The following is a 24,852-nucleotide window of genomic DNA, read 5'->3' as shown; positions in this document are numbered from 1 at the left end:
ACCGCCGGGGCCCGCCGCGCGGGGTCCTCACCCCGCGCGCAGCGCCCCGTGCAGGGCCTCCGCGAACTCCTCCGTGTGCGTGTCGTACCCCAGGTGGTCGCCCGGGAAGGGGACCGGCTCCGTCCCGAGGCGGCCCGCGAGGGCGAGCCCGATGTCGTGGATGAGCGCCCCCTCGGACCCCGTGCCGAGCCCCACCACCACCCGGGCCCCGTTCCCGGACAGGGCCTCCACGTCGGGGCGGTACAGGGAGATCGGCAGCAGGCCGTGGGCCAGGAAGTACGCGAAGTTGGCGCTGACCCGCTCGAAGGTGGCGGCCTCCTCGGGGTCGGAGGGGACGCCGTCGCCCTCCGACCCCTCGTCGGCGTCCAGGCCGTTGAGCCCCAGGAACTCGCGGACGGCCGCGTCGGTGCCCTCGTTCAGGTAGGTGTCGTACACGTGCCGGTCCGCGGCCACGGCGTCGGAGGGGTCCTCGAGCATCAGCACGCAGGCCGGCTCGTGCGCGACGAGCACCCTCACCAGGTCGGGGCGCCCGGCCGCCAGGGCCAGGCCGATCTGGCCTCCGCCGCTGGTGCCGAACACGTACGCGGGGCCGCCGCCGAGTGCCTCGACCAGGCGGGCGGCGTCGTCGCCGTGCACGTCCACCCGCTGCTCGACGGGGTCGCCGTCCAGGGCGCTGCGCGAGTTCCCGCGCGGGTCGTAGGCGACGGTCGTGTACCGGTCGGCGAGCTGCCGGGCGAGTCCAGCGAGGACCCCGGCGTCCTGCGGCCCCCCGGGGATCAGCAGCAGCACCGGGCCGGAGCCGCGGACCTCGTGGTGGATCGTGGCGCCCGGCACCTTCAGGGTGCGGACCTCGGGCTCGTGGTGCGACATCGGAATCTCCTCCTCGAAAGGTGTGCGCGGACGCGGGGCGCGGCGGCGGTCACGCGCTGCTGCTCACCACCATGCGGTTGCCCTCGCTGTCGCGGAACTCGGCGACCGTGAGCCCCGGCCGGTAGGGCGCCTCCTGCGGCTCGGTGACGATCTCGACCCCCTCGGCCCGGAGCGCGGCGACCGTTCCCGCGACGTCGTCGTCCACCAGCACCATGACGGGTTCGGGGGAGGGGGTTTCGTCGCCACGCCGGACAAAGTGCAGGGACGTGGCGGCGCCGGGGAGGCCGAGTTCGATCCACCGCCACCCGTCGTCGCCCATGGGCGCGTCCGCGACCACCCGGCAGCCGAGCTTGCCGGTGTAGAACGCCTTGGCCCGCTCCTGGTCGAACACGGGAAGCTCGGCGAACTGTACGTGCATCGTCGTCACATCTCCTCGGAGCCTCTGCGGAGGCCGCTATAAAACTAGACTGTCCAGTACTGGAATTGCACCAAACTAGACCGTGCAGTACCAATGGGTCAACCAGGACGGACGACGAGGACGGGCGGTCGCGCGACGGTGTCGGACACACAGAACCCTCAGGGCGGAGCCGAGGGCGGGGGCCGCTCGGCCCGCAAGCGCCGCGCCATCCTGGACGCGGCGCGGGAGGTCTTCCTCCGGGGCGGCTACCTAGGCACCAACATGGACGAGATCGCCGCGCTCTCCGGGGTGTCCAAGCAGACCGTCTACAAGCACTTCGGCAGCAAGGAGTCGCTGTTCGTCGAGATCGTCACCGGCATGACCTCCGGGGCGGGCGACACCGTCCACGAGCGGCTGCCCGAGCCCACCGGGGACGACGACCTGGCCGAGTACCTGCGCGACTACGCGTACCGCCAGCTCACGGTGGTGCTCACCCCCGACCTGATGCGGCTGCGCCGCCTCGTCATCGGCGAGGTCGCCAGGTTCCCCGAACTCGCCCGGGTCCTCCACGAGGGCGGCCCCGCGCGCGCGATGCGCGCCATGGCCGGCCTGTTCGAGCGCCTGGCCGGGAGCGGGCGCCTCGACGTGGCGGACCCGGACACCGCCGCCTCCCACTTCAACTGGCTGGTCATGGCCGAGCCCGTCAACCGGGCCATGCTCCTGGGCGACGAAGCCATCCCGCCGCCGGAGGAGCTGCGCCGCCACGCCGAGGAGGGGGTGCGGGTGTTCCTCGCCGCGTACGGCCGCGGATCCGGGCGGCCGGCGGAGTAGTCCGCGGCGGGGCGGTAGGCAACGGGCGGCGCCGCGCGCCCGGCCCCCGGGAGGCCGCCCGAACGCGGGTGCTTCCGGCCGGGGAGCTTCCGGAAGGGAACGGCCCGGCCGGGCCCGTCGCGGGGCGAGGCCGGCCGTGTCCCCCGTGCGGGCGCGGGTGCACCTGCGGTGCGCGTGCAGGTGCACCCCTCCCGCGTACGTGCCGGCCTGGTACGGGGCCGGGAGGCTTCGGTCGTGAGGGGCGCCCGCGGAGAGCGGCGGGGCGCCGGGTCACTCGGCGGGGACCGTGAACTCCGCCCAGATCGCGGCGCCCACCCCCTCGTCGGGGAACAGGGCCCGGCGCGTCCCCCAGCGCTCCGCGAGGCGGTCGATCAGGACCAGCCCTTGCCCCAGGGCCACGTCCGGCCACACCTGGCCCAGGCCCTCGCACGGGAAGTGCGGCACGGTGCTCTGCTCGCCCTCGCCGACCATCGACAGGCACAGCACCGACCCCCGGCCGGGCACGCCGTACAGGGTCAGCGTGCGGAGCATGCGGCCCCCGCGGGCGTCGGGCCCGGCGTACTCCACCGCGCTCGAGAACATCTCGCTCGCGCAGAGCACCATGTCCGAGACCAGGTCCTCCGTGACGTTCGTGAGCATCTCCAGGTCGGCGCGCAGTTCGGATCTCACCCGGCTCGCCCCCGTCGGGACGCGCGGGTACACGCGGGGGCTCCACCGCCATCCGGGGGCGGCGGTCTGTGGACTGTACGGCGTGATGGACATGGGGCTTCTCCTTCTGGGGCTGCGCGGCGGGCCGTGGCCCGGGGCTGTCTGACAGGGGCCGGGGCGGAGGGGTCCGCCCCGGCGGGGATCACCGGCTGGACGCGAACACGGCGTGGGGGTCGTCCAGCCACACGAGCTGGTGGTCGAAGGCCACGGTCAGGCCGAACCGGGTGCGCTCCGGGCGGCCGGCCTCCACCCACAGCTCGTGCGCGGCCTCGAGCTCGTGGAACAGCCGGCGCGGGCCGTGCTGGCGGACCTCGTAGCCCTCTTCCTTGAACTCGGGGTCGATGTGCCACGAGGCCCACGACCACGTGTGCGGGTCGATCAGGTAGACCGTGTACCGGGGGTCCGCGGGGTCCTCGGCGAACCGCGTCCGGTGCACCACCGTGGGCATGCGCACCCCGACCGCGAAGGACCCGTGGGGGTCCCGGATCGGCTCCTCCGGCCCCAGGCGGGTCCGGGTGACCGAGAACTCCGCGTCCGCCCGCACGTAGGTGTCCACCAGCGACAGGGGCTCGTGGGCCGGCCGGACCCACGCGTGCCCGCCCCCCACCACCGGGCCGCGCGCCGTGCCGTACGCGCCCACCTCCAGGTCGACCAGCACCCCCTCGTGGAAGGAGTTGGCCCACGTGGTCAGCACCCGCCCGCCGGGCTGCGTCTGCGCCACCCACGCGTAGGGGACCCGCCGCACGGCCACGCAGCTGAACACCCGGTCGAACGGGGCCCTGGCCGCCCAGCCGTACTTGCCGTCCCCGCTCACCACCAGCGGGGCGAACCCGGCGGCCATCAGCGAGACCCGGGCGCTCTCGGCGAGAGCGAAGTCGATCTCCACCGACGTCACGGCGTCGTCCCCGAGCCGGTGCGACAGCAGGGCCGCGCCGTAGCCCGTCCCCGTGCCGATCTCCAGGACCCGCATGCCCGGGGACACCTGTAACAGGTCCAGCACCCGGGCCAGCTCCGAGGGGGCGGGGGAGGCCGTCACCGGGTGACCGGGGCCCCGGCCGTCCCCGACGCCCCCGCCGACCCTGGCCGCCACCGGGAGGTCGGCGTAGGCGGCCTCCCACCACCGCGTCTCGTCGTCGCGCCGGTCCACCTGGAGGCCGCCCCCGCCCCCGTCGATGACGTCCGGCAGGAACAGGTGGCGCGGCACCGCCTCGAACGCCCCCCGCCAGTCGGGGGACAGGTCGCCGTCCACCGCCAGGCGGGCGACGAGTCTCCGGTGCGCGGGGATCATCGGCCGGCCCCGCCGGAAACCGGGTCCCCGTCCGGAGACGGAAGAGAGTATTCGCAGGTAGTGGAAACGAAGAGTGCGCACGTGGCGGAAACGGCGGCTCCGGGCTTGTGGCCGCCACCGTTCCTGCCGTGCCCGTCGTGGGGGGTGGGGTTCATGATCTCGCTCCTCGGCGCTCCGCCGAAGAAGACGGAAACAGGGTCTTCCGCCCATTTCGGGGGCAAGCGATTCCGGGTAAGGATGTCTATGGAGATGTAACGACGTCCGCCCCTGCCCCTGGAATTCCGAGCCGATATACACCGGCGGTATGAATGCCCGAGTTACCGGTCACCCCCCGCCCGACTCCGCCGCGCACCTTCTGGTCCCGCGCCGACGTGCGCCGATCCCTCGCCGACCAGGACGCGGGCGCCCTGTTTCGCCTGGTCAGGCAGTACACAGGCGCCAGTCAGCAGGCGATCGGCGCCGCCACCGACCTCGCCCAGCCGCACGTGAGCGCGATCATGGCCGGACGGCGCTCCGTGACGGCCCTGCGCACCTGGCGGCGCCTCGCCGACGGGCTGTCGATGCCCTCCGACGCCCGCCGGCTTCTCGGACTCGCCGAATCGGACGGTGGCGATATCGGCGCGGATCGGGGTACAGGCACTTCAGCGCACGGCATGGACGAATTGTGGTCTGCGCCGAGAACAGCGCAGGACATCGCCGAGATCACGCTGAAGGATCTGATGAAACGCAGGGACGCATTCGCGGTCGGTGGTGCTCTCATCATGGGCGCCACATTGACGGAAGTGCTGGAACACTGGCTGCTTCCCACACTGGCCGGTTCCGGCCACGGGCCCAGCACCATCGGGGAATCGGAACTGGGGAGGATCGAGGCCGCCACCGTGGCGCTGCGCCACTGGGACGACAGGTGGCGCCTGGGAATCCGCCGCAAGGCGGTGATCGGACAACTGTCGGAGGTCTCCGAACTGGTCGAGGAGGCCCAGCCCGCACCCGTCCAGGCCAGGCTGTTCACGGTCATGGCCGAACTCTCCAAGATCGTCGCGGCCATGTCCTACGACGCCGGGGACCACCCCACCGCGCAGAAGTACTACACCTTCTCGCTGCGGGCCATCCACCAGGCGGGACCCGAACACCGCCTGTACGGGGTCGGCGTGCTCGCCGACATGGCCCGCCAGATGCTGGACCTGCACCGCCCCGACGACGCCCTCGACATCTCGCGGCTGGCGCTGGACAGCGCGCACGCCCACCGCGCCCCCGAACGGGTCCTCGCGATGCTGCGCACCCGCGAGGGGTGGTCGTACGCCCGGATGGGCCGGACCGAGGCCTACCGGCGCACCGTCTCCCAGGCCGAGGAGCTGCTCGACGGGGGAGGGGGCGGGGAGGTGCCGGACTGGGCGCGCAACTTCGACCACGCCGAGCTGTCGGGGGTCGTGGGAGCGCGCTACCGGGACCTCGCGGGAGGCCAGGAGGACCGCGCCGCACGGCGCAGGTTCGCGGAGGAGTCCGCCCGGCACATCGGCCGGGCGCTCAGACTGCGCGACCCCGCCAAGAAGCGCAGCCGGGCCTTCGACCTCGTCGGGCTCGGGCGCACCTACCTGCTGCTCGACGAACCGGAGGAGTCGGTGCGGGTCGTCAGACAGGCCGCGGACATGCAGCGCTCGCTCGACTCGGGAAGGGTGCGCCGGCGCATACACGACTGGTACACCGAGTCGGCCGCGTTCCACCGCCAGCCCACCGTGGCCGAAGCGCGTGACGAGTTATCGCGTACTCTGCTTGCCCAGTAGACGGAAAGGAATGGGACAGAGTGACGCGCATCGGAATCACTGGCCACTCGAACCTCTCCGCTGACAGTGCGGAACTGGTACGAAAAGCCCTAGTAGACGCACTGGAAGACTACACCGAGGGCGGTCTCGTCGGAATCTCCTGCCTCGCGCGCGGCGCGGACCAGCTCTTCGCCGAGGAGGTCCTCGACCTCGGCGGAACGCTGGAGGTCGTACTCCCCTCCGCCGACTACCGCGAGGCCAAGGTCGGCCCCGAGGCACGCGGGGGCTTCGACCGGCTGCTGGTCCGCGCGCACCACGTGCGGTACATGAGCCTGACCGCAGGCCGCCAGGCCTACGAGGAGGCCAACGAGGCGGTGCTCGGCGGGGTCGACCTGCTCTTCGCGGTGTGGGACGGGCAGCCGTCCGGCGGCGGGGGCGGAACGGCCGACGCGGTGCGGCTCGCCACCGAGCGGGGGATCCCCGTGAACGTCATCTGGCCCGAGGGGGCGCGCAGGGAGTAGCCCGGGCGGGACCCGGCCGGGGGCGCGTCCCCCGGCCGACGGTCCCGGCGGGGTTCAGGGGTTCAGGGGTTCCGGCCGTGGTCCGGTGCGGCCGCGGAGTTGTCCTTGGTCATTCGAGTTGTTTGACGGTTTTCAGGTCGTGTGTCCAATTTTTGAGAAGTTGGAGAAACGACCGCTCACTGTTGGTAGAGTCCCAGGTCATTCACGTGCTCCCCGTGTAGCGGGGATGGTCCCGACGGCGACCGGTTCGCTGATCTGAGGGCGGTGTGCTCCCCGCGCATGCGGGGATGGGCCCACCTTCCACAACGACGGCGACACCGCCTCCCACTGCTCCCCGCGCACGCGGGGATGACCCCCAGGTTGCGGTTGGAATGATCTCGCCTGTGCTGTGCTCCCCGTGTACGCAGGGATGAGCCCAGTATCGGGAATTGAGCCCTCGCCGAACCACAGAATGGGAGCCTGGTAGCACGAACCCATGCCTGAGGGACAGGTTGCCTGGAGAGATTCGGGTTGCCCCCCGTGTTCCCACGTCCCGTACGAGAGCTAGGAGCCCTGTGAGTACCTCGTCCGCTGAGAGCGGTTGTGTCTTCTGCCGGATCGTGGCGGGGGATTCGCCTGCTCACCGCATCTGGGAGAGCGGCACCCACCTCGCTTTTCTGTCGATCTTCCCGAATACCGAGGGCTTCTCCGTCGTCATCCCCAAGGCGCACCGTCCCAGCTACGTGGTCGAGATGGAAACGGAGGATTACACGGCGCTGCACCTTGCCGCTCGGGAGGTCGCTCAGCGGTTGGACAGCGCGTTCCCGGGTGTCGCGCGCACGGGGATCATGTACGAGGGGTACGGGGTGGACCACGCCCACGCCAAGCTGTTCCCGATGCACGGCACCGCGGGCAACGCCGGCGAGAACTGGCGGGAGGTGGTCTCGCCCATCGACGGCTACTTCGACCGCTATCAGGGGTACCTCTCCTCGCACGACCACGTCCGAGCCGATGACGAGTGGTTGGCAGACATCGCAGAGCGCATCAGGAAAGCCGATGGTTGATCCTGGCGCGTAGGGGTCTGGTCCATGGAATTGGAAAGTGGCGTGACTAAGGAGCCCACCCCAGCGAACAGGTTTGCTGGATGCAGTGAGGTTGACTGGCAGGGTTCTGTGCTCGGTGCCTCGGCTGAACTGCTGATCTGGTCCGGACGCAGATCAACTGGGAACTGTTACGTGGAGAACTGGCCGCCGGGCTGTGGGATGGCAGAGGGTCGCGTTGGGGACGAGCGTGTCCTTCGCGACGTATGCAGAGTCCCAGGGCCGGCCTGGAGCCAGACGGACACCAACGGCTCCTATCTCGGGTTGGCGCAGAAGCTGTTTTGTGGCGCAGTGGGAGTGAAGATGGTGAAAGTTCGCTTATATGAATTATTGAGTCGAGTGTCCAAAATCCAAGAAGTTGGAAAAATGGCTGCTTGCCATTGGTAAGATCCCTGGTCATTCACTCTGCTCCCCGCGCACGCGGGGATGGACCCGCGCCCTGAACCCCACCACGTGAGCCGACGCCCTGCTCCCCGCGCACGCGGGGATGGACCGCTCACCGACCTATTCCGAGGGATCGCCGCTGACTGCTCCCCGCGCACGCGGGGATGGACCCATGGTGGTGTTCCTTTCAGCAGGTGGGAGGGGCTGCTCCCCGTGCACGCGGGGATGGACCCTGCATCGGCCCCAGCGCACGGGCACGGTTCTCCTGCTCCCCGCGCACGCGGGGATGGACCCTTCAAGAATAAGGAGATCCCCGCCGCGACCATCTGCTCCCCGCGCACGCGGGGATGGACCCCCGTGGGCGATCACCGCATTGATCGTGACGCCCTGCTCCCCGCGCACGCGGGGATGGACCCCACCCGACCTCGCCGGTCGGGCGCCGGTTCGCGCTGCTCCCCGCGCACGCGGGGATGGACCCACCTGGATGTCCACCGACGCCCAGGGCGGGACCTGCTCCCCGCGCACGCGGGGATGGACCCCGGCCTCTTTCCTGGTCACGAAACGATAACGACTGCTCCCCACCTCCGCGGGGATCCACCCTCCATGCCCACACCACGCCCCTCGACGTCGCATGACATCTGTCATGCCTGACCCGTGCGGATCGCAGACGAATCCCGTGATCGGTGGCACTCGGTTACGGGCTCGCGCGGAAATACGTTCGTGGCATGAGCCGGAACGACGACCTCTCCGCCCCGACGACACCGTCACGACCAGCGGTTCCACCGTCCCCTCCTGCCCGGGACGGCAACTCCGTGGAAGCTCCGCCGTCCCCGCGCCGTCGAAGCCCACGACCGGTCCCGCCGGGCGTGGAGTACCACCGTGTACTCGCCGACGACAAGCGCCGTATCGGTCGCGGCATCCTGGCGATCGTGCTCCTGGTCGGCGGGCTGTTCGCCTTCAACATCCTGATCGCCCTCGCTGCCGCCTTCGTCGATGTGCAGACGGGCAGAATTCCCCCGACGCTGGGCGGCACCGACTACACACCGCTCTTCCACGCCGCCAACCTGGCCTCGGTCGCCCTGCTCATCCCGTGGAGCATGCTCCTCCAGCGGTGGCTCTACGGGGTGAAGGGCGCCTCGCTGCACTCCGTGGTCTCGTGTTTCAGGTTCGACGTGTTCGGCCGGGCGTTCCTGATCATCGGCCCCCTCTGGCTTTTCCTCTCGCTCGTCGGCCTGAACTTCCTGCCTGTGGAACAGGCTCACCGGTCGATCGCCGACCTGATCGCCGTATTCACCGCCACCCTCCTGCTGACCCCCCTGCAGTCGGCCGGGGAGGAGTACGGTTTCCGCGGACTCGTCTTCCGCGTCGCCGCGAGCTGGGGGCGCGGGCCGCGCACGGCGATGGTCCTCGGGGTACTCGTCTCCAGCGTGGTGTTCACGGCCGTCCACCTCTCGACCGATCCGTGGTTCAACCTCTGGTGCTTCTCGCTCGGTGTCAGCCTGGCCCTCATCACCTGGCGCACCGGCGGCATCGAGATCGCGGTTGTCATCCACGCCTTGAACAACACGCTCACCTTCCTCCTGCTCACCGTTCTGCACGCAGACCAGAACGCTGCGTTGGAGCGGTCGGCGGGCTCCCAGTCGGCCGCCCTGCTCATCCCCTGTCTCACCCTTGTCGCCATCACGGCGGTGGTGTGGCTGCGCACACGCAGGAGGGGCCCTGCCCTGACCCCTGCGGACCCGCAGCCGGTGCGGGTGTGACGGGACAATGGCGACCATGAGTGATCTACCGCTGGTCGGGGCACGCAGGTTCGAGGCCTACATGCGCTGGTCCACGTACTTCGCCGTCTCGATCCCGGTCGGCACCCTCCTCCGGAGCGCGATCGAGGCCGACGGGCTCACCGGAGCGCCCCTCGCCGCGGTGGTCACGGCCCTGGTGCTGTCAGTCGTCCTCTTCGCCGGCAACATCCTGGTCGTGAACTGGAGCATCGACACCCTCGTCGGGCGCGAACGGCGGCTTCTCACCGGCGGTGTCGTCGCGTGGGCGCTGGTTCTCGTCGCCCTCGTCTCCGTGACCTTCCTGATTCCCCTTCCCGCGATGGGCATGACGGTCGCGGCGGCGATCGGCTCGGTCGCCGCCAGCTTCGTTCCCGTCCTCGACGCGCGCCGGGTGCTGCTGCTCAACGTTGCGGCCGTCGTCCTCTCCGTCCCGCTCGTGGGCGTCGAGGACATCGTGCTGGTGCTGGTCGGAGCAGTGGTGATCAGCTTCGCCATGTGGGCCTGCTGGTCGTGCTCGTGGATGCTGCGGGTACTGCTCGAACTGCAGAAGGCGCACGAGGTCCGTGCCGAGCTGGCGCTCGCGAACCAGCGCCTGCGCATCTCGCGCGACCTGCACGACGTGTTCGGCCGGACCCTGGCGACGATCGCGCTCAAGAGTTCACTGGCATCGGAACTCGTTCTGCGCGGTCAGGACGAGAGGGCGGCCCGCGAGCTCGGCGAGGTCCGGCGGCTGGCCGAGGAGGCGGGAACCGAGGTCCGCCACGTCGTGCGCGGCGAGCTCCGTACCACCTGGGACAGCGAGCTGGCGGGGGCGCGGTCCCTGCTGGAGTCCGCCGGTATCCGCTGTACGGTGACCGGGGACCCCGTGCCCGAGGGGCGCGCCGAGGATCTCGCCTGGGTCGTTCGCGAGGGCGTCACGAACGTCCTGCGCCACTCGGCCGCGGCACAGGTCACGCTCGCGACCGCAGTGGAGGGCGGGCAGGTGCACCTCACGATCGCGAACGACGGTGCCGGTTCCGAGGGGTCGGGGGAAGCCGGCGCCGGAGGGGGAACGGGACTGCGCGCGATGTCCGAGCGGATCGGCGCGCTCGGCGGGGAGGTCACCGCGCGCCGCGACGGAGACTGGTTCCTGCTCGACGCCATGATCCCGCTCCCGGAGGAAGGGACCGCATGACCCGCATCCTCGTCGCCGACGACGAACACCTCATCCGCGACGCCATCGCCGGACTGCTCGACCTGGAGGACGACTTCGAGGTCGTCGGCCAGGCGGCGTCCGGTGACGAGGCGCTGGCGACGGCCCTGCGGGTCCGCCCTGACGTGGCCCTGCTCGACCTTCAGCTGCCCGGGCCCGACGGCATCGAGGTGGCCCGGCGCCTCGCGGCCGAACTGCCGGACTGCCGCTGCGTCATCGTGACCTCGCACGGGCGCCCCGGCTACCTGAAGTCCGCGCTCGCCGCGGGCGTGCGCGGTTTCCTGCCCAAGACCGTCTCCTCGCGCACCTTCGCCGAGGTCGTGCGCAAGGTCGCGGGCGGAGGCAGGTACGTGGACCCCGAACTCGCGGCCGAGGCGATCGGCGCGGGCGACTCCCCGCTCAGCCCGCGCGAGGCCGACGTGCTCGCCCTCGCGCGCGACGGCGCGCCCGTCGAGGAGATCGCCCGGCGCGTCTCCCTGTCCCGGGGGACCGTGCGGAACTACCTCGCGGCCGCCATCGCGAAGCTCGACGCGGCCAACCGCCACGAGGCCGCTCGCATCGCGGAGGAGCACGGCTGGATCTGAGGGGGCGCCCCCTTCGCAGCCCGGCCCGTCTCGGAGCCGCGGCCCCTCCCCGCGTGGGGGAGGGGCCCGCTGGAGCCGTGCGCTACTTGGACTCGACCCGTCCGAAGCCCTCGGGGCCGCCGGTCAGCGCGTCCTGCGCCTCCTGCCACGCGTCGTCGCCGGGGCGGAACTGACTGCGGAGGTAGGCCGCGGAGAGCTGTCCCAGTGCGGCGACCCGCTCCGGGCTCTCGTCGGTGGTCTCGTCGGCGTCGTATCCGGCGATCCCTCCGAGCCCGTGCTCGGCGCCGAACAGGGTGAGCAGTGTCTTGGGGCCGGGGGAGAGGCGGTAGGGGTCGGCGTACCAGTCCGGCCCCATGTCCGTGAAGTGCCGGGGGTCGTCCTTGTCGCCGGCCACGACCAGCGCGGGCGTGGCCATCGTGGAGAAGTCGGTGTTCCGGAGGACCGGGATCCGCTCCGTCATGGGCCCGGTCAGGATGTCGCCGCCCCTGCCCGGTGCGGCCAGCAGCACCCCCTGCCCGATCCGGGGCTCGACGAGGTTCACCTCTTCACCGGTGTCGGGGTCCGTGACCCGGGCGCCCAGCAGGAGGGCGGCGGTGAAGCCGCCGAGCGAGTGCCCGGCCACGGCGACGCTGCCGTGGTCCACGCGTCCGGCGAGCTGCGGCACGGTGTTCTCGATCGTGTCGAGTCGGTCGAGGATGCGGGTCATGTCCTCGGCGCGTGAGCGCCAGGACAGGGGTTCCGTGGGGGTGTCCGCGAGCGCGTGCCGGAGCGTTGCGGAGCTGAGGTGGGTGGGCTGGACGACGATGAAGCCGAGCGCCGCCCAGAGGTTGGCGAGGGGGCCGTAGCCGTTGAGCGAGGACAGGTTGTTCGAGAAGCCGTGCCCGTGGGAGAGGAGGATGACCGGCAGGTCGGTCCCGTTCAGGGGTGCCGTGACACGGACCTGCATGTCCACGGGGCGTCCGGGAACGGGCAGGACCACGGGGCTGAACGACAGCACGGGGGCGGGCGGGACGACGGTGACGCGGGTGGAGGCCGCTGAACTCATGGTGTGCCTTGTCCTTCGGTTCGGGCCGGGAGCCTTCGCCGCTGCTCTTGTGGCGCCGATGGCGGGTGAGGGCGGTCGGGCGGCGTCCGGCGTAGGATGAAAACAAGCGGAACATTGCTCCGATTAAGATACGGAGCACTGCTCCGTTTTGCAAGTGGAACACTGCTCTGCTTCATTGGCGGCTGAGGGAAGGAGGGCGTGATGCCCGCATCGGACAAGGCAGGAAAGGCTGCGGGGCCGAGCAAGCGGGCCGACGCGGTGCGCAACCAGCAGAAGCTCCTCGCCGCAGCGGCCGAGGTCTTCGTGGTCTCGGGCGTCGACGCCCCGATCCGCGAGATCGCGGCCAAGGCAGGGGTCGGGATGGGGACGATCTACCGCCACTTCCCGACGCGCGCGGACCTCGTGGTCGCCGTCTTCCGCCACCAGGTCGAAGCCTGCGCCGAAGCCGGCCCGAGGCTGCTGGCCGAGACCGACTCGCCGTTCGAGGCCCTGCGCCGGTGGATCGACCTGTTCGTCGACTTCCTCGTCACCAAGCACGGACTCGCGAACGCGCCGCAACCGGACAGCAGCGGCTTCGCCGCGCTCCACACGTACTTCCTCGACCGCCTGCTGCCCGTCGCCGAGCAGTTGCTCGACGCGGCGATCGAGGCGGGGGAGGTCAGGCCGGGTGTGCGGGCCTACGAACTGATGCGCGGCGTCGGCAACCTCTGCATCGGATCCGACGGGGACCCGCGCTACGATCCACGCAGGCTGGTCGCGCTGCTTCTCCGGGGGCTCCAGGAATCGGACGCTTCCTGAGGCCTACGGCTGGTTCGGGGGAAGGTTGGGCATCCGTTGTGCCGGCTGACGTCGCCGATGTTCCTTCTGGGTCTTTTGTTGCTTATGACTGTTTCTCGAGAAGTTGTAAAATCGGCTGCTTGCCGCTGGTAAGTTGCCAGGTCATCGAGTCTGCTTCCCGCGCACGCGGGGATGGACCCCACCGACAGCGGCCTGACCGACGGGGAAGCCGCTGCTTCCCGCGCACGCGGGGATGGACCCGCAGCGGGCGCGCCGGCCATGGCGGGCACGCGCTGCTTCCCGCGCACGCGGGGATGGACCCGCCGCCTCGGCGGCGGTGGCCTCGCGGACCGTCTGCTTCCCGCGCACGCGGGGATGGACCCCGAGGAACCACGTCCTGAGGAGTACCGTGACACTGCTTCCCGCGCACGCGGGGATGGTCCCGGCATTGCCTCTGACATGGCCAACACCGTTCCCTGCTCCCCGCGCACGCGGGGATGGACCTGCCCCTTTCATCGAGGGTGAGCGCGCCCTTGAGCTGCTCCCCGCTCCGGCGGAAAGGGATCCGACTTCTCTGTGCCGACTCGTCTGCTCCCCGCGTAGCCAGAACCGACTGTGGCGGTCCAGCTGCACAGCCACAGGCTTCTGAGGTGGCTATTTCGGCCACGGCTGAAATGTATTGCGACGTGCGAAGCACCTGCCTAGCCTGACTGTAGGTACTCCCATTCCTGGGTATGGAATGGGAAGGCGATTCACATGGTTCTTTTGTTGAGGAAGTTCTCTTGAAGACTCTCATGAGCATGAAGCGGATTTCAGTCGCGACAGTGGCGCTGGCTGCGGCGTCCACCTTGTTGTCGCCGGCATCGTTGGCTCTCGCTGCGGAATCGACGACCGATCGCGTCCAGGCTGCGGCGAGATGTGAGGTTCGCAGCAACGGCAAGCTCTACTGTGGCAACTATGGGGGTGCCCCGTTGTACGCCACGCGAAGCTATGACAGTGAAGTTCGCGACTATATCGAAACAACGCAAAGCGTCTTCCTGTGCTGGGGGCGTGGAGACCGTCATAACGGCGGAAACAATGTGTGGTATTGGACCAACGGGGACATGTATGGAAGGTGGGGAAACGTTCCCGCCGAATATGTCTTCACCTCGGTCGATCCCCCCGCTGGAATGACGAAGTGCTGATTTCCCCAGGTGGCTGATCCCCGCTCCCGCGAGGACGGTCCCCCGACCTTCTCGACCCACGCGTTACTCGATCCGACTGTGCAGGTTGAGCGGGAAGGCCGTGGGGACCGCTCGGGCGGCCCGATCCTCACCAAGTTAGGAGGGGCGAGGCGGCCCGAGAGCAGTAGCCGGGCGGACCGGCGCAGAGCCGGGTGGTGAATTCTCACCGCCCCTCCGACCGGTCGATGGCCAATGCACGCACGTCGCCTCCGCCAGGTGCCCGGACCGGCGCACCTGGCGGGGGCGACCCTGCCTACCCGCGACTGCTTCCGCTGCCTCCACCGGCGCCCGATCCGCCCCCGTAGGTGAGGCGGCGCAGCGCCACCTCGGCGGGTCCGCGCATGCCCCGGCGGCGCATGAGGTCGGCGAGCAGCACCGTGGTCAGCCACACGGCCACCGCGATGCCCACGCCCACGGCAGGTGAGGTCAGGTGCACATCGAGCGTGTAGGAGGAGAACAGCACCGCCCACGCCACCGACTGGGCCAGGTAGAAGGTCATGGAGCGCTGTCCGAGCGCGGCCAGGGCGTTGGTCACCGGCCCCTGCCTGCCGGTGAAGCGGACCGCGATCAGGCCGATGAGCGCCGCGTAGCCCAGGGCGCCCGCGTAGCCGCTCACCTGGTGCAGGCCGCTGGTGAGCAGGACGTCCCCGGGGGTGGCGTCGGTCCACACCCCCGCCTTGTCCAGCGCCAGGGGGAGGCCGCCCAGCGCGGCCAGGGGGATGCCCACGAACGCGGTCGTGCGCAGCAGTCGCAGGTGTTCGTGGGGCCGCTCCAGGAGCCGGTGCCGGGCCGCCAGGACGCCGATCATGAACGGCACGAGGGTGCTGATGAACATGATCACGACCAGCACCGCGAACAGGGTCAGACGGAAGAGGAGTTCGTTCGCGAACCCGTCGGGCATCAGCGGCATGCCCCCGCCCGTGATGGCGTTGTCGCTGGCGACCAGGGCGTGGACGGCGGCGGCCACGGGGAGCCAGAGCGCCGCCAGGATCACCAGGGTCCGGTCGCGCAGCCGTAGAACGCCCATCAGGAGCAGCGTCACCAGGCCGTACACGGCCAGGATGTCCGCGGGGAAGAGCAGCACCGTGTGCGCCAGCCCGAAGACGATCAGCCACAGGCCGCGCCGGCGCAGGAGGCCGCGGGTCCGGGGCCAGGCGTACCCCTGTTCGCTGCGGCGGCGGTGGATCTGGGCCAGACCGTAGCCGAACAGGGCCGCGAACATGGGGTAGCTGCGCAGGTCGACGAACATGGTCGTGCCCGCGACGGTGAGCTGGTCCGCGGCGGTGGCGATGTTCTCGGGTCCGCCGATGAACACCGTGAACAGGTGTGTGTGGGCGAGTGCGATGAACAGCAGCATGACGCCGCGTGCCAGGTCCGGGGCCAGGGAACGGCGGTCGAGCGGGAGCGGACGGTCCGGGGCGGACGCGGTGCCGGGCCCGGCAGCGGATGTGTCGGTCATGGTGGCCTCCGAGTGGGCCGTCGATTTCTGGGGGACGGTGTACGCGCCGAGGTGTACGCCTCTGAGTGGTGCGCCTTGCGTACAGAGTACACACCCTATGGCTTCAAGAAAGCCTTCAATAAAAGGCTTTTTTCGTCGGTCAGTACTAGTGCACTAGGGGAGTTGAAGGGCTTCTCGGTTTGCCCTGGCGTCTTTGTCGAGGTGCTCGATGTTCCGTTGTGCACTAGTACACTCTGGGCAAGCGGAGAAGGATCGAGGGGTCTGTGATGTCCACGACTGCGAAACAAGAGCTGCCGCCCTACGCGCGCGTCGTCGCCGACATCCGCGCGCGCATCGACGGCGGGGAGCTGCGACCGGGGGACCGGGTCCCCTCGACCAGGGAGATCATGCGCGAGTGGGGGGTGGCCATGGCTACCGCCACCAAGGCGCTCGCGGCCCTGCGCCAGGAGGGCCTGGTCGAAGCGGTGCGCGGGGTGGGGACCCTCGTACGGCGGGAACCGGACTCCGCGCCGGACCCACGAGACCCCCGGGAGCAGCGGGAATACCGGATTCCGCGGGAGCGCCCGCGTCCGGCGGAGCCGACGGAACGCCGCCTGGTCGCCGACACCGCCCTCACCAGGGGGGCCATCGTCCGGGTCGCGATCACCATCGCCGACGCCGAGGGCATCGAGGGCCTGTCCATGCGCAGGGTCGCCACCCAGCTGGGGGTGAGCACCATGGCCCTGTACCGCCACGTCGCGAACAAGGACGCGCTGGTGACGGCGATGATCGACCAGGTCTACGCGGAGCACGCGCTTCCCGAACCGCCGCCCGCCGACTGGCGGGAAGCCCTCGAGCTGGCGCTCCGCACGGAGTGGGGCATCTACCGGAGGCACCCCTGGACCGTTCGGCTGACCATGCTCGCCGGAGCCGTCCAGTCCCCCCAGCTCCTGGAGAACGCCGAGTGGATGATGCGGGTCGTCAGCGCCCGGGGGCGCTCACCGGACGAGGCCATGGCGGTGCTCACCTTCGTGTCCGCCTACACCTCGGGGATGGCACTCCAGGCCACGCGGGCGGTGGTGGAGGACTACGAGTTCGGGATGGACGCCGAGCACTGGTGGCGGTCGCGGGGGCCGGAGTTCCTCCGGCTCGCCGAACAGGGCCGGTACCCGCTCACGTTCAGCATCTCGGGGCCGCCCGACGTGCGCGGAGTCTTCGAGCTCGGCATGAAGCACCTGCTCGACGGCCTCACGCCCCTGATCGAGGGGGGAGCGACCACCGCAGAAGGTCGCAGCGGGGCCGTGCCCCACCCCGACGTCCAAGACTCTGATCCCGGTCCCGGTTCGTGCCCGCTCCGGCACGGGTAGGCGGTTCCGCCGACCGGGCCATGCCTCTCGCGGACGGCTCCCGCCACCCGCCCCGCCCCCGGCCGCGTGCGGTCCGGCGCGGCACTCCGGTCCTGCCGTACGCAGGGCACGCCCCTCGGACTTCCGCCCGTGATAGGGAGTTGCGCATGAAGACCTTCACTCTGCCCGGCACCAAGATCACCGCACCCAACGTGGTGCTCGGTCTGATGCGCATCCAGGAGAAGACCGACGAGGAGGTACGCACCCTCGTCCGCACGGCGATCGACGCGGGCATCACGTTCCTCGATCACGCCGACATCTACGGCAGCGAACCGCACGGCTGCGAGCGCCGCTTCGCCGAGGCGATGCGGCTGAGCCCCGCCGAGCGCGAACAGCTGGTGATCCAGACCAAGGCCGGGATCGTCACCGACGGCCCGTACTTCGACTTCTCCTACGAGCACCTCATGGAGACGGTGCACGGTTCGCTGAAGGCGCTCGACACGGACTACATCGACATCCTGCTGCTGCACCGGCCGGACGCCCTCGTGGAGCCGGAGGAGGTGGCGCGGGCGTTCGACGACCTCGCCGAGGCCGGCAAGGTGCGCGCCTTCGGCGTCTCCAACCACACGCCGAGACAGATCGACCTGCTGCGCCGCTACGTGAGGCAGCCGATCGTGGCGAACCAGGCGCAGCTCTCCATCACGCACGCCCCGCTCATCGCCCAGGGCGTGGCCGCGAACATGCAGGGGCTGGAGCAGTCGGTCAGCCGCGACGACGGCCTCGTCGACTACTGCCGGCTGCACGACATCACCCTGCAGGCGTGGTCCCCGTTCCAGGCCGGTTTCTTCGACGGGCCGTTCCTCGGGTCGCCGCGCTTCCCGGAGCTGAACGCGGTCATCGACCGTCTCGCGGCGAAGTACGGCGTGCCGCCGATCGCGATCGCCACCGCGTGGATCACCCGGCACCCCGCGCGGATGCAGGTGGTCATCGGCACCACCACGCCGGAACGCGTCACCGCGGCGGCCCAGGGCTCGGACCTACCGCTGACCCGGCCTGAGTGGTACGAGGTGTTCCGTGCCGCCGGGTACACCGTGCCGTAGCCACGTCTCGGGCGGCCTGCCGGACGGATGCCGTGCTCCACGGCTGTCCGTTCGGCAGGCGTTCCGGGGGCCTCCGGCCTTTCGGAACGCCGACGCGGATGTGGGGATGCGCGCCGAGCCACGGCGGTGCCTCTAGTCCTGCTGGGAATTCGGGCCTTCGACGGACATCGGGCGGCAATGCGGGATGTATGGAAAGGTGTCCTGTGGTGCCGCTCCGGCGCGAGCCGGAGAAGTCCTGGGTGATGTATGGGTTTGTGGGTGGGTTATGGGGTTTCCTTCCTGTTTGTTCCGAGTGTCTAATTCTCGACAACTTGCAAAAATGGCTGCTTGGCGCTGGTAAGTTCGCAGGTCATCGAGTCTGCTCCCCGCGCACGCGGGGATGGACCCGGGAAGGTGTTCGATCCGGCGGTGGGCACGTCCCTGCTCCCCGCGCACGCGGGGATGGACCCCGTGGCGTGTCTGCCGTGGATGGACGGGGCCGCTGCTCCCCGCGCACGCGGGGATGGACCCAGCTCCACCGCCTGCTCCAGCAACGGCTTGCTCTGCTCCCCGCGCACGCGGGGATGGACCCGAGAAGGGCGGGACCGCCTGATGGTGACCGCACTGCTCCCCGCGCACGCGGGGATGGACCTCAGGAGGCGGACCGATGACTCCCGCCCACGCCCTGCTCCCCGCGCACGCGGGGATGGACCCACATGGTGCGCCGGCGTTCGTCCCCCACGATCCTGCTCCCCGCGCACGCGGGGATGGACCCTCATCAAGAGCTAGCGCGTCGGCGACAGTGGCCTGCTCCCCGCGCACGCGGGGATGGACCCGGGGGCGACGCAGGCTGCGGCAGGCAACCACACTGCTCCCCGCGCACGCGGGGATGGACCCGTCCTCGGCGCGGTGATCGGCGGTCGCGTCCTCTGCTCCCCGCGCACGCGGGGATGGACCCCGCTCGGCGAGCGCCGACTCCCACCGGGCCGTCTGCTCCCCGCGCACGCGGGGATGGACCCCGCTCGGCGAGCGCCGACTCCCACCGGGCCGTCTGCTCCCCGCGCACGCGGGGATGGACCCCGTCCGCACCTGCTGCCCTGCCCGCGCGAGGACTGCTCCCCGCGCACGCGGGGATGGACCCCCCTTGGCCGCCAGCTTCGGTCGGACCGGGGCCTGCTCCCCGCGCACGCGGGGATGGACCTACGGCTGGCACAAGGCCGGTGTGAGCCTTCCCCTGCTCCCCGCGCACGCGGGGATGGACCCAGGGGACCGGGCAGGGGGCCACCAGGAAAAGGCTGCTCCCCGCGCACGCGGGGATGGACCCCGCCGACGGTTCAGCGGATGGCTCGGCACCCTCTGCTCCCCGCGCACGCGGGGATGGACCTCGGACATCAAGGGATACAAACCCCATGGCCGGCTGCTCCCCGCGCACGCGGGGATGGACCCTGGCCGTGCACGGACTCGGAGGCCCCGGCAGCCTGCTCCCCGCGCACGCGGGGATGGACCCCAGCGGTGCGCAAAGGTCCCGGCGGCCTCGGCCTGCTCCCCGCGCACGCGGGGATGGACCCTCCTCAGGGTCGGCCTTGCGCAGGATCCCCAGCTGCTCCCCGCGCACGCGGGGATGGACCCCGACCGCCGAACGACTGCCCCCTGATGGACCCCTGCTCCCCGCGCACGCGGGGATGGACCCACGACTACATCCCCGACCCGCCCACGAAGCACCTGCTCCCCGCGCACGCGGGGATGGACCCCGTTCTCCGGCCGGTACGCCTCGGTCTTGTTGACTGCTCCCCGCGCACGCGGGGATGGACCCCCGCAGCCCAACCCCATGGGCACCGTTCCGATCTGCTCCCCGCGCACGCGGGGATGGACCCAGGGAAAGCTCAGGTCACCTTGTGTTCACGGGCTGCTCCCCGCGCACGCGGGGATGGACCCGACCTGCGGTACCGGATGTTCACGGTGGCCGACTGCTCCCCGCGCACGCGGGGATGGACCGGTCGTACTTGCGCTGTGTCCAGCGCACAGCCTCTGCTCCCCGCGCACGCGGGGATGGACCCGTCCCCGAAGCCGAGGCCGAGCCCCTGTCCCTCTGCTCCCCGCGCACGCGGGGATGGGCTGCCATCCACGAGCCCCAGCCGTTTCGCTGGCTCAGCCTCCGCGCTGGACGGACGTGTCGAACGAGATCCACACGTCAGGAGGCAGGTCCTTCCGCCCCGGTACCGGTCGGTGTTCCTCGGACCAGGCGTCACCGGCGATCTCCGTTGCGGCGCGGCGCCAGAACCGCACCGCGGCCGTGTTGGCGTCCTGGAAGGCGACTGCCCACGGCCCGGGATGCCTGGCCACGACCTCGCGGACCATGCGCAGCCCGATCCCCGACCTTCGCGCACCCCGCACCACGAAGAAGCTGTTCAGCACCCGTTCCGGTCCGCTCAGCCCACGCACGAAAACGAAGCCGACGGGTTGGTCGCCGATCGTCGCCATGTACGGCGCCCAGTCGGAGTCGGTGAAGGCAGCCCGGAGCCGTTCGCTGCGGAAGGCCCCGTCCGGGCCGGGCAACAGTCCGCGGAACTCCGACATGTCATGGCTGAACATCAGCCACAGCCGCTCCACGACGAGGTGATCGGCGGTGTGTGCGAGGCGCACGGAGACGTCTGACATGGGAATCCTCTGCATGAATGGCTGACCGGCGGCCCCTTCCTCTCCGACGTCACGCGCCGGCGTGAACGGCGTCGGAAAAGAGAGCTGACACCCCTGAATCGTCGATCTCGGGCACGAAAAAAGCCTCCCCGGCGGAGGTGTGTCCGGCCCGGGGAGGCCTTGTCGTTGGTGTGGATTCTAGCAGTGGCAGGCTTGCCACCCCTATCGGGAATCGGAGCCCCAGAACCCTCCCGCCTGCCCCCGACACGGGGGTGACCCGTCAGAGAAGGGGCGAGAGCACGTGGTGCGCGAAGGCTCCGAGTGCCGCCGCGAGGACGTGGCAGCACAGGGCCAGGCCAAGGCTTCCGCTTCCACGGATCTTGCGATGGGAGCGGTGACGGGGGCGAGGCGGCGGGGCCGCAGTCCGCGTCTCCACGGCAGCGGGGGAGAGGCGGGCGTGCTGGACCTCCATCCACGCGGGCAGGATCCCGTGGAGCTGCCGGTAGGCCACGCGCGGGTTGTCACCCATCTGGGCGAGGAGGAGCTCTTCCCTGGTGGAGGCGGCCGGAAGTCGCGGATGTGAGAAGCGCTGTCCCCGGGGCGCGTGTAGGACGGAGCGGACCCCGGGAGCCAACCGTGCGGAGGAGACGGTCATCGTCCGTCCCCAGGGTTCGAAGCGGTGCCCAGGGCGAATTCGGCCCAGATCACGGTGCCCAGTCCTTCGCAGAAGGGGAAGTCCACGACCCTGCGGGCTCCCCACGCCGTGGCCAGGTGGTCGACGAGGAGCAGGCCGCGCCCGCGTTCGGCTTCCTGCCACTCCTCGCGGGTGCGCTGGCGAGGAATCCGGGGGCGGGAGACCCGGGCCCCGTCGTCGATGATCGACAGGCGCAGGGCGGCCCCGGCCAGGGAAGCGGCGGGAACCGTCAGGGTGCGGATGACCCGTCCATCGTTCTCGCCCGACCGCGAGTGCTCGACGGCATTGGCGAACATCTCACTTGCGCAGAGCACGACGGTCTCCACCAGGTCCGGTTCGATCCCGGGGAGCCGGCCCAGGTCGGTACGCAGGTCGGAGCGGACCCGGCTGGTGGTGGCCAGGGTTCCGGGGTACAGGCGCGGTTCCCAGCGTGGGCAGGGAACGGCTGGGGCGGGGGAGGCTGCAGGGGGCTGCGGCACAATGGTCATGTCGGCATCTCCTCGGTCTAAGAGGTAAGTGGGTGCTGGCCGAGCCCTGGGGGTGCGTTCAACACCCGCCGGGGCATTCGTGTGTCCGGCCAGGGACACGGGGGAGCGACTGTCAGGCCGGTGCGGCTGTGCTCTGCGAGGGACGAAGCGCCGAGCTGATCCCGTCGTCGGCGGGTCCGGTCGTGATGGCACGCGGCCTGGGCTTGTCCGGGAAGCGTTCGATCGCCTCGTCCAGGATCCGCAGGGAATTCGCGGCGGGCAGGGAGACGCCCTGGAGGGTGGCGAAGAGGTCGCTGTAGCTCTTGACCTGGGTGGCGTCGGTGACGAGATGGCCGGGACCGTGGGGGAGCGGGGTGTAGGCCAGGTTGTGCCGGGGGGAGAAGGACAGGGTCCAGAACGCGCCGCGCAGGCCGGGGTGGGGAGCTGTTCCCTCCGGGATGACGTGGACGGTGACGCTGTCCGTCATGGCGAGCTTGCGCAGGTGGGTCAGTTGTTCGCGCATGACCTTGGGCGGGGCGACGGGCCGGGTGAGTGCGGCTTCGTCGACGATCAGACAGTAGTAGGGAGCTCCGGAGAACAGGCCCGAGACCTCGCGCACCGCCGGGCGGTCGGTGAGGAAGGAACTCGACTCCATCGGACGCTCCGCCTGGAGGAGGGCGCGGGCGTACTCCTCGGTGAGGTAGCCGTCGGGCAGGACCAGGGGCGCGTAGTGGCGGACCTGGTAGGTGTGAAACAGGAGGTCGGCGACGGTCGCCCCGGCCTGGAGCCGCGAGCTGAGGAAGATCTGCGCCCAGGCGTCCCACAGGACGCCCTCCGCTCCCAGGACCTTGTCCAGGTGCCGAATGACAGTGCTGTCCGGCTCGGAGGTGCCGGCCTCGATGTCGCGGACCATGTTCGCGTACGTCAGGGCTTTCTGAGCGACGTACTCAACGGAAAGGTCGAGCCGTTCGCGTGCCGCCCGCACCCGCTCCCCGTACCGCTCCCACCCCGAAGCTGACGTCAGCGCTGTTCCCGTGTCCGTTGTCCCCGCTCGTAGCTGGCGGCTTGCAGCCATGACATACCTCCTGCGTGTGGAAGACATGAGCCTCGCTCGTCACTGAGAGGTCGAGGTTGACTACAAGTAGAGCCTACGGAAACCGCAAATGCAATCCGCATCTACAGATTTCTGACTGCGTTTGTGGGTGGTGCCTGTGCGCGTCACTATGGGCGCATGACTATGAGTCCGACTGTCGCCCAATGGCAACTTGCTACCGAGATGCGCAATTTGCGCGGAGATCGCAAGCTTGCGGATGTAGCCAGAGCTGTCAAGGTCAACGTCTCCACGGTCTCTCGTTGGGAGACGCCGGGGGTAGAAGGCGTGATCCCGGGACCTGGCAGTCTTGAGCGCCTGCTGGAGTACTACGAGCTGGGGCCGGAGGCCATCCAGCGCTTCCTGAACATGCGCAAGGAGGCGCGTTCCTCCGGCTGGTGGCAGTCCAGCGGTGTTGCCGAGGACTACGGCACCTACATCGGTCTCGAAGGCGCGGCCAACCGGATACGAACATACGAGCCGGTTCTCGTCCCCGGGCTGCTGCAGACCGAGGGTTATGTGCGAGCCCTCTTCAAGGGCACCATGCCCAGCGCTCTGCCCGAGACGGTCGACGCTGGAGTCACGGTTCGGCTGGGGAGACAAGAAGCCTGGGCGGCCAGCGGGGCCCGCCTGTGGGCCATTGTCAGTGAGGCCACGATCCGCACAACTGTCGGTGGGCCTAAGGTGATGGCTGAACAAGTCCGCCATCTCATTCGGGCTGCGGAGCGACCGAACGTCACTCTCCAGGTCCTGCCGTTCGAGGCGGGTGCCCATGTGGCGTTGGAGATCGGTAACTTCACCCTGCTCACGCTGAACGAGTTGATGGTGCTGGTGACCGTCACGGATAACACAAGTCTCTTTTGGGACGATCCGGGTTCCGTCGGGCGCCACGAGGATGTGTTCGAGCGTCTGCTGGCGGATGCCTGGCGTCCGACGCAGACAGTCGACTTCCTGGAAGGAGTCGCTCGGGCCTTGGAGAAGGAGTAGTTATGAAGTCGCACGCTGCGACCTGGTTCACCTCGAGCTACAGCGGGACCTCGTCCAACTGCGTTGAGGTATCCGACCTGGACGATGCCACGGCGATGCGAGACTCCAAGCATCCAGAGCTCGGTTTTCTTGCCTTCCCTGTCAGGGAGTGGGACGCCTTCATTCGCGAGGTGCGGAAGAGTGAGTGAGGTGCGGTCTTGTTCTCGCGTGTGTCCAGGTGTGCGGTGTGGGGGCCGATGTTCCTGATGGCTGTTTCTCGACAAGTTGCAAAAACGGCCGCTTGGCGCTGGTAAGTTCGCAGGTCATCGAGTCTGCTCCCCGCGCACGCGGGGATGGACCCGCCGCACGGCGGGTCCAACAGGGGTTGGCCGACTGCTCCCCGCGCACGCGGGGATGGACCCGACGAAGGCCCCGACCAGTACGGTCGGGGCCTCTGCTCCCCGCGCACGCGGGGATGGACCCTACATGCGCGGAGACCACGGCAAGTCGTACATCTGCTCCCCGCGCACGCGGGGATGGACCCACGCTTGACTCGATTCGCGGAATGCTCGTTGACTGCTCCCCGCGCACGCGGGGATGGACCCCGCGGCTCACCGCACGTCGCCCAACCGGCCACCTGCTCCCCGCGCACGCGGGGATGGACCCCCCGCCGTCGCGGTCGCGTAGGCCTTCGGCGC

Annotated in this window: 23 protein-coding genes and 3 CRISPR repeat arrays; of the genes, 13 read left to right on the top strand and 10 right to left on the bottom strand. The window is 70.1% G+C overall.

The genetic code is table 11. The features are described 5' to 3' along the window. Positions 1 to 27 precede the first annotated feature (27 nt). Positions 28 to 870, bottom strand: coding sequence for an alpha/beta fold hydrolase (locus ACQPYD_RS22760; protein ID WP_433697599.1), 843 nt, complete (start codon positions 868 to 870; stop codon positions 28 to 30). A 49-nt stretch (positions 871 to 919) separates the two neighbouring features. Continuing rightward, positions 920 to 1,288 (bottom strand): VOC family protein, encoded by a 369-nt coding sequence (locus ACQPYD_RS22755; RefSeq protein ID WP_433697598.1) that lies wholly within the window; start codon positions 1,286 to 1,288, stop codon positions 920 to 922. A 138-nt stretch (positions 1,289 to 1,426) separates the two neighbouring features. Between ACQPYD_RS22755 and ACQPYD_RS22750 the strand changes: the two genes are divergently transcribed. Next, positions 1,427 to 2,098, top strand: a complete 672-nt coding sequence (locus ACQPYD_RS22750) for a TetR/AcrR family transcriptional regulator (protein WP_433697597.1) — start codon at positions 1,427 to 1,429, stop codon at positions 2,096 to 2,098. Positions 2,099 to 2,368: 270 nt separating this feature from the next. On the opposite strand, the gene ACQPYD_RS22745 is transcribed toward ACQPYD_RS22750, so the two are convergent. Next, complete coding sequence (locus tag ACQPYD_RS22745) at positions 2,369 to 2,860, bottom strand: ATP-binding protein (RefSeq protein WP_344179224.1); 492 nt, start codon at positions 2,858 to 2,860, stop codon at positions 2,369 to 2,371. Between the two features lie 88 nt (positions 2,861 to 2,948). Further along, positions 2,949 to 4,094: a protein-L-isoaspartate(D-aspartate) O-methyltransferase gene (locus ACQPYD_RS22740; protein ID WP_433697596.1), complete on the bottom strand. Its 1,146-nt coding sequence runs from the start codon at positions 4,092 to 4,094 to the stop codon at positions 2,949 to 2,951. A 308-nt stretch (positions 4,095 to 4,402) separates the two neighbouring features. Here ACQPYD_RS22740 and ACQPYD_RS22735 point away from each other — a divergent pair, with 308 nt between their 5' ends. The 6 genes from ACQPYD_RS22735 (at position 4,403) to ACQPYD_RS22710 (ending at position 11,392) form a co-directional block, all read left to right on the top strand. Further along, positions 4,403 to 5,875: a helix-turn-helix domain-containing protein gene (locus tag ACQPYD_RS22735; protein ID WP_344179230.1), complete on the top strand. Its 1,473-nt coding sequence runs from the start codon at positions 4,403 to 4,405 to the stop codon at positions 5,873 to 5,875. 20 nt (positions 5,876 to 5,895) lie between these two features. Continuing rightward, a complete protein-coding gene (locus tag ACQPYD_RS22730; RefSeq protein WP_330162119.1) occupies positions 5,896 to 6,375 on the top strand; it encodes a hypothetical protein in 480 nt (159 codons plus the stop codon). Between the two features lie 554 nt (positions 6,376 to 6,929). Beyond that, positions 6,930 to 7,418 (top strand): HIT family protein, encoded by a 489-nt coding sequence (locus ACQPYD_RS22725; RefSeq protein WP_433697595.1) that lies wholly within the window; start codon positions 6,930 to 6,932, stop codon positions 7,416 to 7,418. 441 nt (positions 7,419 to 7,859) lie between these two features. Further along, a CRISPR array of direct repeats spans positions 7,860 to 8,377; the repeat unit is 29 nt; unit sequence CTGCTCCCCGCGCACGCGGGGATGGACCC. 327 nt (positions 8,378 to 8,704) lie between these two features. Beyond that, positions 8,705 to 9,598 (top strand): CPBP family intramembrane glutamic endopeptidase, encoded by an 894-nt coding sequence (locus tag ACQPYD_RS22720; protein ID WP_433697594.1) that lies wholly within the window; start codon positions 8,705 to 8,707, stop codon positions 9,596 to 9,598. Between the two features lie 16 nt (positions 9,599 to 9,614). Then, on the top strand, positions 9,615 to 10,790 hold the full coding sequence (locus ACQPYD_RS22715; RefSeq protein WP_433697593.1) for a sensor histidine kinase: 1,176 nt from the start codon (positions 9,615 to 9,617) through the stop codon (positions 10,788 to 10,790). Further along, positions 10,787 to 11,392, top strand: coding sequence for a response regulator transcription factor (locus ACQPYD_RS22710; protein ID WP_267945529.1), 606 nt, complete (start codon positions 10,787 to 10,789; stop codon positions 11,390 to 11,392). Before ACQPYD_RS22715 ends, ACQPYD_RS22710 begins: the two co-directional genes overlap by 4 nt. Before the next feature lie 82 nt (positions 11,393 to 11,474). Here ACQPYD_RS22710 and ACQPYD_RS22705 read toward each other — a convergent pair whose 3' ends face one another. After that, the gene (locus ACQPYD_RS22705; RefSeq protein WP_433697592.1) at positions 11,475 to 12,437 is read right to left on the bottom strand and encodes an alpha/beta hydrolase family protein; all 963 of its coding nucleotides are present in this window, start codon (positions 12,435 to 12,437) and stop codon (positions 11,475 to 11,477) included. A gap of 201 nt (positions 12,438 to 12,638) precedes the next feature. Between ACQPYD_RS22705 and ACQPYD_RS22700 the strand changes: the two genes are divergently transcribed. Both ACQPYD_RS22700 and ACQPYD_RS22695 read left to right on the top strand, forming a co-directional pair. Beyond that, positions 12,639 to 13,235 carry a TetR/AcrR family transcriptional regulator gene (locus tag ACQPYD_RS22700; RefSeq protein WP_433697591.1) on the top strand — a complete coding sequence of 199 codons (597 nt, stop codon included), beginning with the start codon at positions 12,639 to 12,641 and terminating at the stop codon, positions 13,233 to 13,235. A gap of 150 nt (positions 13,236 to 13,385) precedes the next feature. Further along, positions 13,386 to 13,719: a CRISPR direct-repeat array (repeat unit 29 nt; unit sequence CTGCTTCCCGCGCACGCGGGGATGGACCC). Positions 13,720 to 13,948: 229 nt separating this feature from the next. Beyond that, positions 13,949 to 14,398: a hypothetical protein gene (locus tag ACQPYD_RS22695; RefSeq protein ID WP_433697590.1), complete on the top strand. Its 450-nt coding sequence runs from the start codon at positions 13,949 to 13,951 to the stop codon at positions 14,396 to 14,398. A 292-nt stretch (positions 14,399 to 14,690) separates the two neighbouring features. On the opposite strand, the gene ACQPYD_RS22690 is transcribed toward ACQPYD_RS22695, so the two are convergent. Continuing rightward, positions 14,691 to 15,896, bottom strand: a complete 1,206-nt coding sequence (locus tag ACQPYD_RS22690) for a DUF418 domain-containing protein (RefSeq protein ID WP_433697589.1) — start codon at positions 15,894 to 15,896, stop codon at positions 14,691 to 14,693. Positions 15,897 to 16,159: 263 nt separating this feature from the next. Between ACQPYD_RS22690 and ACQPYD_RS22685 the strand changes: the two genes are divergently transcribed. Next, positions 16,160 to 17,242, top strand: a complete 1,083-nt coding sequence (locus ACQPYD_RS22685) for a GntR family transcriptional regulator (protein ID WP_433697588.1) — start codon at positions 16,160 to 16,162, stop codon at positions 17,240 to 17,242. A gap of 146 nt (positions 17,243 to 17,388) precedes the next feature. Continuing rightward, positions 17,389 to 18,321 (top strand): aldo/keto reductase, encoded by a 933-nt coding sequence (locus ACQPYD_RS22680; RefSeq protein ID WP_433697587.1) that lies wholly within the window; start codon positions 17,389 to 17,391, stop codon positions 18,319 to 18,321. A gap of 358 nt (positions 18,322 to 18,679) precedes the next feature. Next, a CRISPR array of direct repeats spans positions 18,680 to 20,418; the repeat unit is 29 nt; unit sequence CTGCTCCCCGCGCACGCGGGGATGGACCC. A gap of 30 nt (positions 20,419 to 20,448) precedes the next feature. On the opposite strand, the gene ACQPYD_RS22675 is transcribed toward ACQPYD_RS22680, so the two are convergent. The 4 genes from ACQPYD_RS22675 to ACQPYD_RS22660 all read right to left on the bottom strand — a co-directional run bounded on the left by ACQPYD_RS22675 (position 20,449) and on the right by ACQPYD_RS22660 (position 23,173). Continuing rightward, a complete protein-coding gene (locus ACQPYD_RS22675; RefSeq protein ID WP_433697586.1) occupies positions 20,449 to 20,958 on the bottom strand; it encodes a GNAT family N-acetyltransferase in 510 nt (169 codons plus the stop codon). 259 nt (positions 20,959 to 21,217) lie between these two features. Next, positions 21,218 to 21,592 carry a hypothetical protein gene (locus tag ACQPYD_RS22670; protein ID WP_433697585.1) on the bottom strand — a complete coding sequence of 125 codons (375 nt, stop codon included), beginning with the start codon at positions 21,590 to 21,592 and terminating at the stop codon, positions 21,218 to 21,220. After that, the gene (locus ACQPYD_RS22665) at positions 21,589 to 22,119 is read right to left on the bottom strand and encodes an ATP-binding protein (RefSeq protein ID WP_433697584.1); all 531 of its coding nucleotides are present in this window, start codon (positions 22,117 to 22,119) and stop codon (positions 21,589 to 21,591) included. The genes ACQPYD_RS22670 and ACQPYD_RS22665 overlap by 4 nt, the downstream gene beginning before the upstream one ends. Positions 22,120 to 22,231: 112 nt before the next feature. After that, on the bottom strand, positions 22,232 to 23,173 hold the full coding sequence (locus tag ACQPYD_RS22660) for a helix-turn-helix domain-containing protein (protein WP_433697583.1): 942 nt from the start codon (positions 23,171 to 23,173) through the stop codon (positions 22,232 to 22,234). A gap of 156 nt (positions 23,174 to 23,329) precedes the next feature. On the opposite strand from ACQPYD_RS22660, the gene ACQPYD_RS22655 reads away from it, so the two are divergent. Together ACQPYD_RS22655 and ACQPYD_RS22650 are read left to right on the top strand one after the other, a co-directional pair. Next, positions 23,330 to 24,175, top strand: a complete 846-nt coding sequence (locus tag ACQPYD_RS22655) for a helix-turn-helix domain-containing protein (RefSeq protein WP_433697582.1) — start codon at positions 23,330 to 23,332, stop codon at positions 24,173 to 24,175. A gap of 2 nt (positions 24,176 to 24,177) precedes the next feature. Beyond that, positions 24,178 to 24,363 carry a DUF397 domain-containing protein gene (locus tag ACQPYD_RS22650; protein WP_344179272.1) on the top strand — a complete coding sequence of 62 codons (186 nt, stop codon included), beginning with the start codon at positions 24,178 to 24,180 and terminating at the stop codon, positions 24,361 to 24,363. Positions 24,364 to 24,852 lie beyond the last annotated feature (489 nt).

Source organism: Nocardiopsis sp. CA-288880 (genome assembly GCF_050955985.1).
In the GTDB taxonomy this organism is placed as follows: domain Bacteria; phylum Actinomycetota; class Actinomycetes; order Streptosporangiales; family Streptosporangiaceae; genus Nocardiopsis; species Nocardiopsis tropica.
This window is presented reverse-complemented; position numbering and strand designations above follow the sequence as displayed.

What these genes read in the sequence shown, in the direction of transcription:
- ACQPYD_RS22740 (WP_433697596.1), bottom strand. Translation starts at nt 4,094, where the DNA reads ATGATCCCCGCGCACCGGAGACTCGTCGCCCGCCTGGCGGTGGACGGC.
- ACQPYD_RS22705 (WP_433697592.1), bottom strand. Translation starts at nt 12,437, where the DNA reads ATGAGTTCAGCGGCCTCCACCCGCGTCACCGTCGTCCCGCCCGCCCCC.
- ACQPYD_RS22755 (WP_433697598.1), bottom strand. Translation starts at nt 1,288, where the DNA reads ATGCACGTACAGTTCGCCGAGCTTCCCGTGTTCGACCAGGAGCGGGCC.
- ACQPYD_RS22650 (WP_344179272.1), top strand. Translation starts at nt 24,178, where the DNA reads ATGAAGTCGCACGCTGCGACCTGGTTCACCTCGAGCTACAGCGGGACC.
- ACQPYD_RS22670 (WP_433697585.1), bottom strand. Translation starts at nt 21,592, where the DNA reads ATGACCGTCTCCTCCGCACGGTTGGCTCCCGGGGTCCGCTCCGTCCTA.
- ACQPYD_RS22760 (WP_433697599.1), bottom strand. Translation starts at nt 870, where the DNA reads ATGTCGCACCACGAGCCCGAGGTCCGCACCCTGAAGGTGCCGGGCGCC.
- ACQPYD_RS22715 (WP_433697593.1), top strand. Translation starts at nt 9,615, where the DNA reads ATGAGTGATCTACCGCTGGTCGGGGCACGCAGGTTCGAGGCCTACATG.
- ACQPYD_RS22690 (WP_433697589.1), bottom strand. Translation starts at nt 15,896, where the DNA reads ATGACCGACACATCCGCTGCCGGGCCCGGCACCGCGTCCGCCCCGGAC.
- ACQPYD_RS22695 (WP_433697590.1), top strand. Translation starts at nt 13,949, where the DNA reads ATGGAATGGGAAGGCGATTCACATGGTTCTTTTGTTGAGGAAGTTCTC.
- ACQPYD_RS22735 (WP_344179230.1), top strand. Translation starts at nt 4,403, where the DNA reads ATGCCCGAGTTACCGGTCACCCCCCGCCCGACTCCGCCGCGCACCTTC.
- ACQPYD_RS22660 (WP_433697583.1), bottom strand. Translation starts at nt 23,173, where the DNA reads ATGGCTGCAAGCCGCCAGCTACGAGCGGGGACAACGGACACGGGAACA.
- ACQPYD_RS22655 (WP_433697582.1), top strand. Translation starts at nt 23,330, where the DNA reads ATGACTATGAGTCCGACTGTCGCCCAATGGCAACTTGCTACCGAGATG.
- ACQPYD_RS22680 (WP_433697587.1), top strand. Translation starts at nt 17,389, where the DNA reads ATGAAGACCTTCACTCTGCCCGGCACCAAGATCACCGCACCCAACGTG.
- ACQPYD_RS22675 (WP_433697586.1), bottom strand. Translation starts at nt 20,958, where the DNA reads ATGTCAGACGTCTCCGTGCGCCTCGCACACACCGCCGATCACCTCGTC.
- ACQPYD_RS22710 (WP_267945529.1), top strand. Translation starts at nt 10,787, where the DNA reads ATGACCCGCATCCTCGTCGCCGACGACGAACACCTCATCCGCGACGCC.
- ACQPYD_RS22665 (WP_433697584.1), bottom strand. Translation starts at nt 22,119, where the DNA reads ATGACCATTGTGCCGCAGCCCCCTGCAGCCTCCCCCGCCCCAGCCGTT.
- ACQPYD_RS22700 (WP_433697591.1), top strand. Translation starts at nt 12,639, where the DNA reads ATGCCCGCATCGGACAAGGCAGGAAAGGCTGCGGGGCCGAGCAAGCGG.
- ACQPYD_RS22745 (WP_344179224.1), bottom strand. Translation starts at nt 2,860, where the DNA reads ATGTCCATCACGCCGTACAGTCCACAGACCGCCGCCCCCGGATGGCGG.